Here is an 8,232-nt window from a genome sequence, read left to right as displayed (position 1 = left end):
ATTACGAAAAGGTAGGAAGGTAGTTTTTACAGAGCTTTCTAGAGGAGTATGGTATGTAGGATGGCTAATTTCAATACTATTGATTTCTGTACTCGGATCTTTTGGTGGGATAGATGTGATTCCTTATCCGTTTGACTTAGTAACTGTCATAATAATATCCTTGGCGTTTTTCTATTTAGGCTACATCTCAGGGATAAAACTAAAGCAAAAATTAGAGTGATAGACGATAAACCTGGAGGTCAGATTTTGGAGTCAGTTATCATAAAAACGTTTTCATTCTCAACTTGATTGCTGTCCATGAAATGAGAGCATACTGATACTGGATTATTTCCGTCTATCTTACATATATATTCAGTTATAAGATTAGCTTGAGCATATATTTCCTTGTATATTTGGCTATTTGGATTATTTAATTGAGAAATCACATAAGACCAATTCTTACCAGCTAAAAGTCCAGGATCTATAGTAGTGCCCACTTCATAGTAGTAACCAATAATTATAAATGGTATTGACCCATTTCCATACTCAGTCCACATATCATAAATGTTTAGTGGTACTTTTTCAAGAGGTTGGTGTTCCCTATTCTCATACTCTATAGGTACGAATGCTATATATTTACTAGTGTAAGTCGAGTTAACAAATGTAAAAGTTGGAGTGTTTGGATAAACGTCAGTGGAACTAGATAACATATACTCTAAATTTGTAAAATTCCCAAATCTCAGTAATGCTATAATCAATGCCCATCTCTCGGCAGCACAATAAGGGCACCATTCCGCTCCAACAAAAATCACAGCAGGTTTCCCATTTGATGAGAAATTATAAGGTAAAACTCCTAGGTGAATTGGAGACACAGTTACATTATATCCTTGCTGACTTAGGCTTATTAGATTATCGTAAAGAGTATTAGGTATTTGTTGACCAATTATTGAAGACGATTGAGTACTTTTATATAAAGAGGATACAATTATTGCAAGAATAATTACGGCTAAAATTACTATAAAGCCTATGTTTCTAAACTTTCTATAACTCATGAATGATTATACTGAAAACGGTGGTATAATAGTTAACGTTAGAAAAATTTTGACAAATCCTTAAAATGAGCTCTAACTATTGGATGATTAGGTGCTAAAAAAATTGAAAAATAAAAAAGTAAAGAGAGCTGTATCTAATATAGTATTTGCAGCAGTAGTAGTGGTGCTAATAATAATTGCAGCAGTGGGATTTGCCCTTTATGCCACTAAGCCTACTGCACCTCCGACTACCATGACCTCAACTGTTACTTCTACCGTAACATCTACATTACCACCCTCCACTGTTACTTCCACAGTTACATCTACTTCAACCTCAACATCCACTGTAACGACAACAACTACTCAAGTTGTTACTAGACCAATTACTGTCAATTCTAGCGGTGCATTCTACAACGGAAAAGTTATAACGTTCATGTATACTGCACAATTCATGTGTACTCCTAATGCAACAGTGTTCTTCCCCAATGCAGTAAATCAGAGTAAGGTAGCTATGGGATGCGAGGTTGGAGCTGGTAACATTTCAGCTTTTCCAAAGGGTGCTGCTCCAGTATTTGTATTAGTCCCAGCATTTGCAGGCTTATCAATATTTGGTGTTCCACAGTTAGGTGCTACTCCACAAGGTTTCCCCACATTCACATATAATAATCAGACCTACGTTATATTGACACAATGTGGTGCAGCATTAACCGAAACAGCCTGCCCAGACCACATGAGTTTAATATATTCTCCTGCTTTCACGGTAGTAGAACAATACCTAGGAATTAAGAACGGAGTGTTTGGATTGCCAGAGGGAGTATTGCCAACTCCGGCACACGAGCATTTAGTCACGTTTACCACTAACCAGTCCATCCCATGGTACATTGTAGTCGTATTAGTTTTCGATCCCAATATATTCCCTAACCCTATAACTGGACAATGCCAAGCTATAGTACCTTCCAACTTGACTAACCCAACAGCTAACTGTTTGAATAATATAACAGCATTAGAGAATGCGATGACTACTTATGACAGTGCGGTTGCAGTAGCTAATGCGAAGAATCCAATATGGTTAGCTCTAGGCAAGCCAGGTTTAGAAGTAGTAGTTCCCGGTATTACCTCACCATCTGAACTGTTCAGTGCGACTAACTCTAACATGATACTATACTTCAGTGATCCTCCAGTATATCCATACCCAATTTAATTCGGTGTAACAACATGAAAAGGCAAAATTATTATTTTTTTGTTAATAAATTTCAAAATTTTTTAGATTTAATCGTAAGGTACTCCTATTTGATCCTTTCAACTATAAGTATTACTTTATTCTTCTATCATGCGAATACTCTATTTTTATTCTTGACTATTATATTTTCTACAGTAATAGTAGGTCTACTTTTCCAGGGAGTTTACATCAAGAGGAATATAGAAAATAACTATCCACTTATTGTGATAGAGTTTTTAACTATATTAAGTAGTATGTATTTCATTATTCTCATTTTTCCTAATTTTAGTTACCTTGTTCTTTTATCAATTCCGCTATCTGCTTATAGGCTTAAAAGGGGAATAAGAGAAAAGGCGAATTACCTCAGAAACCCTAAGATAGCCTTCATTATGTTAGCACTAGCATTTGTAGTGATTTGGCTAGGAAGTGCAGTAATAGATTATAAAATAATAGGCAATTTCAACTTCTTTAGTAATTTCGGCTTTTTAACACCAAATAGTCCTATTAATATAATAATCGATTTCTTATCTATCTTTGCTACAGTGACATCTAGTCCTTGGTTCATGATAAATATAGGTATTTGGTTGGGTATTCTAGGATTGTTTAGACTATTGGAGCTGAATAAACTAGAAAATAAAATAAGGTTTTTACTAATGATGTTTGCATATGCTTTTTATAGTATATGGCTTCCCTCGTTTTCTCCCATAGCAAATGAAGTGCAGTACGTCCCTTATATGTGGTTCAATGGATTAGGAACGTATGGACCAGTAGAACCATCTTACCTATTGACAGGCATTATTGGCACTTTCGTGGTTACTGCAATAATATCGTTTATGTTTGGTAGTAGACAAATATGCTCTGTTACTTGCACAGCTCCTTATATGTTACAAGGAACCTTTTTAGATTCTCTCAAGAAGTTCAATAGAACTTCCAAAATAGGGAGGAAGTCTCTTACCTCAAGGGTTAATACGTGGTATAAGTGGATTATGCTAATAACGTGGACTTCATTAATAGTGTTTGCTATACTTTCCTATTTGAACTATGAGAAGATTCTTACTTTCTCGATATTTGGGAACGATCCAACAATGTTCTATGCCAGTTTATACTTTAACGTTTTATGGTATTTTCAGTTTATGCTGATGCCATTTTTAGGTAACTATTCTTGTGTAAACACGGGTATTTGCGCATGGGGTAGCTTCAACCAATTCTTCTGATACTTAGGCTTCTTTAAACTAAAAGTAAAAGATCCTCAACTCTGTTTAAAGTGCAAAACTGTTGATTGTGCATTAGCCTGTCCAGTAGGTCTTACGGATATGAGAGCATCTTTTATAAAAAAGGGTGAGTTTAAGTCATTTAGATGCATAGGTGTAGGAGATTGTGTTGAAGCATGCCCTCATGACAATATTCAATTTTATGATGTAAGGAGTTACATAAAAGGTAAAATTAAGAGCTTATCGCTCAAGTAAACTTATATTTTTTCCTATATACTCATTTACTAATATTTGAGGAGTTACCATCTTTTGTAACGTCTTTAATACATTATCTGGCATTAACCTACCCAGTAATCCTATGTTTACTGACATGGATGAAAGCACAATTAAATCAGAGTATTCCTCATTTATTCTCTTAATTCTAAATTCTATCTGATAAATTAGATTATTAGTATTGAATTTATACTTTATACTTACAGGGTCATAAATAGGTCCCTCAAGATCGCCTACAATACTTCTTTTTAAAACCAGACCACTTTTCGGCTTTGAAAAAGGTAGATAAAGTATGCCTTTTCCCTGAGCGGGAAATATGAGGTTCGTAATTCCAAAAAGGAGTTTTTTATTCCCGATTATTTTTCTCAGTAAATCTTCACTTAATTTCAGTCTAAATGTGTTAGAGTAATTTAATTTATGCCAATTTCTACTCTTAATATGCTTTTTGAATTCATTTAAATTATTGAACTGCGTATCACAACATTCATAAGCCATGATACAACCTTAAATAGAACTTAGTAAAAATTTTTATGTCAAAATTCTTTTGATTATCAATTACGGGATAAGCTATATATGGTAAGCTTACTTTATATAAAATAAATATCAACTATATTCTATATTATTTTAGGAGTAATTTTCAGTACTCTGGCATCCTCATTCCCTAAAGGGCGAGAGTTCCATCGAGGTCTAAAGCGTTACTCCCCTTTGGGGGAGTTTATTACGTTGGGGGAAAAAGCAAAGAGGTTTCTTCAACACGTAACTACATTATTCATTCCCAGTTTCACAATATTTGAAGCACGATTAATTCATAATGTAGCTTGTTACTATGAGGATAAGTGGTGACATGCCTAGGTTAGAAGAAATCCGAAATCTTCATTTATCAAAATGACGAGGTTTGTTCGTCCTTTTTGTCTTATAGTTTTCTGAATAAATAAGAAGAAATTTTTATTCAGAACTATTTAAAAAGATAGTCATAAATTATCATAACATCGGCAGATTTATCTATTTGCCTAGCTGCAGCTATTATCTTTCTAGCTCTCTCCATGTTGTCAGAATAACAAACGGTAATCCCAGCGTAACCGTCAGTAAATTGCCATAATTTGCATTCTTGGAGAACAACTGTTATTTCATCTATATTTTTAGAGAACATAGAGAATATGACTATATCAGTTTTTCCTAGGTCTATGTCTGGAATTACTAATATCAAACCCTTATGTCTTAAATATCGTATATGTTTCTCGATAATCTTTGAGCTTATGTTCAAACTTTTAGCTATTTCCGAAGAAGGTAATCTAGGGTCCTTCTTCAATACTTCTATTATCATTTTATCTATGTTGGATGGTCTAAATATAGATTGTACCGGAAAATATGATAGTACTGGCTCACCTAATTCCTTTGACATGAACGTGATTTTGTCCTTCAATTCGTCATGATTGGAGGCATATATTCCATAAACGTTTAACCACTCTAAACACTTAAGCTTAAAAGAAATCCAGTCCGCGTCTATATCATTATAATTCTTAAACGCTATATAAAGATTATACTTTCCTAAAAAATTAGGATTTATATAAAGCTTGAAACCTCTTAAGATCCCACTATCCATCAATTTCTTAAATCTGTAATTTAAGCTGGCAGGTGTTAGATTAAGTAAAGAGGCTATTCTCCTTTGAGAAATTCTTCCATCTTTCAGCAGGTAGTAGAGAATCCTCTTGTCAACAATATCCATAACTTCTTCACACTTTCTTTATATTCTGTTTTATCTTATTTAAAACATCATCCGGTATCTCACTCAGATTATGAACTGTTTTAGCATGAACCTTCAGAATTTCTAACAATTCTTGTTCTGAACTCGCTCCCCTTATTTCAAATCCACAGTTCATACCAACACTGCTACAACTGAAGTTGAACTTCTTTTTCTTACCTAAACCAAATACCATGTATTAAAATTGTCTACCCGAGTATATATCTTATGATTAGAATTTTTCATACACCAACTTATATACTCAATAGAGAATATTCATATATGGCAAAGTACTCATTCAAATGTGCGGATGTAGGAATGGATTGCGGATTCGAAATACAAAACGCTGGGACTGAAGATGAGCTATTAGAGATGCTTAAAGTTCACGCTAAGGCTAGTCATGGACTAACTTCCATCCCTCCTGAACTCGTAAATAAAATAAAGCAAAACATAAAGAAATCAGCTAAATACAGTTTTGCTTGTGCTAGTGTAGGAATGAACTGTGGATTTGAAATTGTTGGTGCATCATCAGAACAAGAATTGCTAGAAGAACTTTCTCTTCACGCCAAGATGTCACATGGAATGACATCTATTCCACAAGATACCCTAAATAAGATAAAACAAAACATAAAGGCAATGTAAACAAATTAAAAAAAGATACTAACTTTTTTATTTGCCGAATTTGTCAATTATATTTTTTGTTAAGGTCTAAGCTCTATCATTATTCTCATTTACCCCTTCCGATTGCAGAAATCATAGGCTTTAATAATACGTCAATGCTACCATTAAGACTCGACCAATATAAGTTAATGAACATCTCCTTCATATAACGATAAATTGTACTTGGACCTAATACCTTACTTCTATCGTAATTTAGCCAAACTAATGCGCCTTCTCTTCTACTAGTATATAATGCGCACATAGCATCTCCACGATAAAGTTCTTTACTTCTATTACCCTCAACTTCGGCTAAAATGTTATTTACAACTGTTTCAGCTTGTAGATGAGCTGCTGCTCCAGTTTTTGGTGTTGGTGTATTATTAGCGTCTCCGACAACGAAAACACCGTCACTATGAAGGAGTGTATGTTTGTCTACTGGTATTAGCCCAGAGTTATCGGCAAGATCAGGGAAAGTTGTCATTATAGGAGTATCTATTATTAAATTGTCAAAATTAGTCTTCTCTCCCTCCGTAGATATAATTGTCTTACTATCATAATTTACTTCACCTATGACAAACCCTTTCAATATTTTTATACCTAAGGATGACGCTATCTTTGAAAATAAGGTAGATATTGGAAGCTGTATAGGTGGGGGCTGTTTAGCGGGAATTAAAATTGTCACATTAGCTTCTGGATACTTAGACTTCAATAAAAATGATATCTCCCATGGAGCTGCAGGGCACTTTATTACACCGGGTAACGAGCCTATAACGAAATTTTTGCCTTTAGGACTATTTATTATCTCTCTAATATTGTCTCCTTCAGCTAATGTATGATATCCTCTTATATTAAATAATGCCTTATTCTCTCCACCAGTAGCTATAACTAAATAGTCAGCCTCATATTTCTTCTCATCTTCAGTAATTACAGCCCTATCCTCTGGTATTATCTTCCTCGCCCTTGCCTTGACTAATCTTACCGAAGGTTTTAATAATACATTAATAGGCTTAATAATTTTTTCCCTGTTAACATATCCTATCATGTAGTCAACTAACCCTGGTTGATAAACGTGATAATCATTAGGTTCTATTACGGTAACGTCAAGTTTTTCAGCTAGTAAATTAGCAATCACGCTTCCTGCATTACCTCCTCCTACAATAACTATTTTCTTTTTCATAATACCACATAATATCTTCTATAATTTAAACTTAATCTTAAATGAACTTAAAAAAGATATTACTTACTAACAATCTTTGAATACATTGACTTTCACAAAATCTCCATCTCTTCCCTTCTCTTCGATCTTCATTTGCATATCGCTCATTTTCAATAAGTATTTCAACGTTAATAACCAATCGTAATCATTTAGCAATATCTCTACTCCTTCCTCACATTCTTTTATTTTCCTTATTGCGTCCATCATAATACTGACTGGGCTCTTGGATCCACAAGATTCTATCTTATCTAACTTGACCCTTTCTACTATTCTCATGGTTCAGTTCCTTTTTTCACTGGAGCCCCTACAACGTTACCCCATTCAGCCCAAGAACCATCATATACTCTAACTGCTGGATAACCTAGTAGATATTTTAATACAAACCATGTATGTGCTGCCCTTTCACCAATTCTACAATATGTTATTATCTCTTTATCTGGGGATACTCCAGCGTTTTGGAATAGTCTCCTTAATTCATCTATAGGCTTAAACTCTCCGGTCTCTTGATTTACAGCTTGAGCCCAAGGAAAGCTTATTGCTCCAGGTATGTGACCTCCAACTTGTGTTTGCTCATCTGCGTATTCTGGTGGCGCTTTTATCTCACCAGTATACTCTTTAGGTGATCTTACATCTACTAATATTACTGATTTTCCTACGTCTCCTTTAGTTAATCTTTGTAACACCTCCCAGAAAAACGCTCTATGACTACCCCAATCAATTTTATTAACCTTATAGGTAGTTTTAGGATATTGAGGCTCTTTAGGTCCTTGTTCAGCTGGTAAATTATCCTTTGCCCATTTTGTCCTTCCACCATTCATAATTCTAACGTCATTGTGACCATAAGCCTTAAATAGCCAAAAAGCATAGACGGCGAACCAGTTATTGTAATCACCATAAAGTAC

General features: G+C 34.4%; 9 protein-coding genes and 2 pseudogenes. 4 read left to right on the top strand and 7 right to left on the bottom strand.

Going from position 1 to position 8,232, the window contains the following annotated elements; genetic code table 11:
• Positions 1–220: pseudogene (locus tag DMP16_RS10980) on the top strand (hypothetical protein); the annotation flags it as partial.
• 19 nt (positions 221–239) lie between these two features.
• Here DMP16_RS10980 and DMP16_RS06405 read toward each other — a convergent pair.
• Entirely contained in the window at positions 240–1,031 is a 792-nt protein-coding gene (locus DMP16_RS06405; protein WP_069283218.1) for a DUF929 family protein, read from the bottom strand.
• A 91-nt stretch (positions 1,032–1,122) separates the two neighbouring features.
• Between DMP16_RS06405 and DMP16_RS06400 the strand changes: the two genes are divergently transcribed.
• Positions 1,123–2,211, top strand: coding sequence for a hypothetical protein (locus tag DMP16_RS06400; protein ID WP_069283220.1), 1,089 nt, complete (start codon positions 1,123–1,125; stop codon positions 2,209–2,211).
• 14 nt (positions 2,212–2,225) lie between these two features.
• Positions 2,226–3,695 (top strand): annotated as a pseudogene (locus DMP16_RS06395) (4Fe-4S binding protein).
• Here the strand turns inward: DMP16_RS06395 and DMP16_RS06390 are convergent.
• The 3 genes from DMP16_RS06390 to DMP16_RS06380 form a co-directional block, all read right to left on the bottom strand.
• A complete protein-coding gene (locus DMP16_RS06390) occupies positions 3,681–4,208 on the bottom strand; it encodes a hypothetical protein (RefSeq protein ID WP_069283224.1) in 528 nt (175 codons plus the stop codon). The pseudogene DMP16_RS06395 and the gene DMP16_RS06390 overlap by 15 nt on opposite strands.
• 460 nt (positions 4,209–4,668) lie before the next feature.
• Positions 4,669–5,439 carry a winged helix-turn-helix transcriptional regulator gene (locus DMP16_RS06385; protein WP_069283226.1) on the bottom strand — a complete coding sequence of 257 codons (771 nt, stop codon included), beginning with the start codon at positions 5,437–5,439 and terminating at the stop codon, positions 4,669–4,671.
• A gap of 7 nt (positions 5,440–5,446) precedes the next feature.
• Positions 5,447–5,650: a DUF1059 domain-containing protein gene (locus tag DMP16_RS06380; protein ID WP_069283228.1), complete on the bottom strand. Its 204-nt coding sequence runs from the start codon at positions 5,648–5,650 to the stop codon at positions 5,447–5,449.
• A gap of 86 nt (positions 5,651–5,736) precedes the next feature.
• Between DMP16_RS06380 and DMP16_RS06375 the strand changes: the two genes are divergently transcribed.
• Entirely contained in the window at positions 5,737–6,096 is a 360-nt protein-coding gene (locus DMP16_RS06375) for a DUF1059 domain-containing protein (protein ID WP_069284671.1), read from the top strand.
• A gap of 85 nt (positions 6,097–6,181) precedes the next feature.
• On the opposite strand, the gene DMP16_RS06370 is transcribed toward DMP16_RS06375, so the two are convergent.
• The 3 genes from DMP16_RS06370 to DMP16_RS06360 all read right to left on the bottom strand — a co-directional run.
• On the bottom strand, positions 6,182–7,291 hold the full coding sequence (locus DMP16_RS06370) for an FAD-dependent oxidoreductase (RefSeq protein ID WP_143576991.1): 1,110 nt from the start codon (positions 7,289–7,291) through the stop codon (positions 6,182–6,184).
• A gap of 66 nt (positions 7,292–7,357) precedes the next feature.
• Positions 7,358–7,606, bottom strand: coding sequence for a hypothetical protein (locus DMP16_RS06365; protein ID WP_069283237.1), 249 nt, complete (start codon positions 7,604–7,606; stop codon positions 7,358–7,360).
• The coding region (locus tag DMP16_RS06360) for a sulfurtransferase (protein WP_143576990.1) at positions 7,603–8,232 on the bottom strand (630 nt) is incomplete at its 5' end. The genes DMP16_RS06365 and DMP16_RS06360, both read right to left, overlap by 4 nt.

Origin of the sequence: Sulfolobus sp. B1, assembly GCF_007050195.1 — an archaeon.
GTDB lineage: Archaea > Thermoproteota > Thermoprotei_A > Sulfolobales > Sulfolobaceae > Saccharolobus.
Note: the sequence above shows the minus strand (reverse complement) of the source record. Positions and strands in the feature narration are given on the sequence as shown.

Coding starts and splice junctions, on each gene's coding strand:
- DMP16_RS06405 (WP_069283218.1), bottom strand. CDS start 1,031: ATGAGTTATAGAAAGTTTAGAAACATAGGCTTTATAGTAATTTTAGCC.
- DMP16_RS06390 (WP_069283224.1), bottom strand. CDS start 4,208: ATGGCTTATGAATGTTGTGATACGCAGTTCAATAATTTAAATGAATTC.
- DMP16_RS06385 (WP_069283226.1), bottom strand. CDS start 5,439: ATGGATATTGTTGACAAGAGGATTCTCTACTACCTGCTGAAAGATGGA.
- DMP16_RS06380 (WP_069283228.1), bottom strand. CDS start 5,650: ATGGTATTTGGTTTAGGTAAGAAAAAGAAGTTCAACTTCAGTTGTAGC.
- DMP16_RS06375 (WP_069284671.1), top strand. CDS start 5,737: ATGGCAAAGTACTCATTCAAATGTGCGGATGTAGGAATGGATTGCGGA.
- DMP16_RS06370 (WP_143576991.1), bottom strand. CDS start 7,291: ATGAAAAAGAAAATAGTTATTGTAGGAGGAGGTAATGCAGGAAGCGTG.
- DMP16_RS06365 (WP_069283237.1), bottom strand. CDS start 7,606: ATGAGAATAGTAGAAAGGGTCAAGTTAGATAAGATAGAATCTTGTGGA.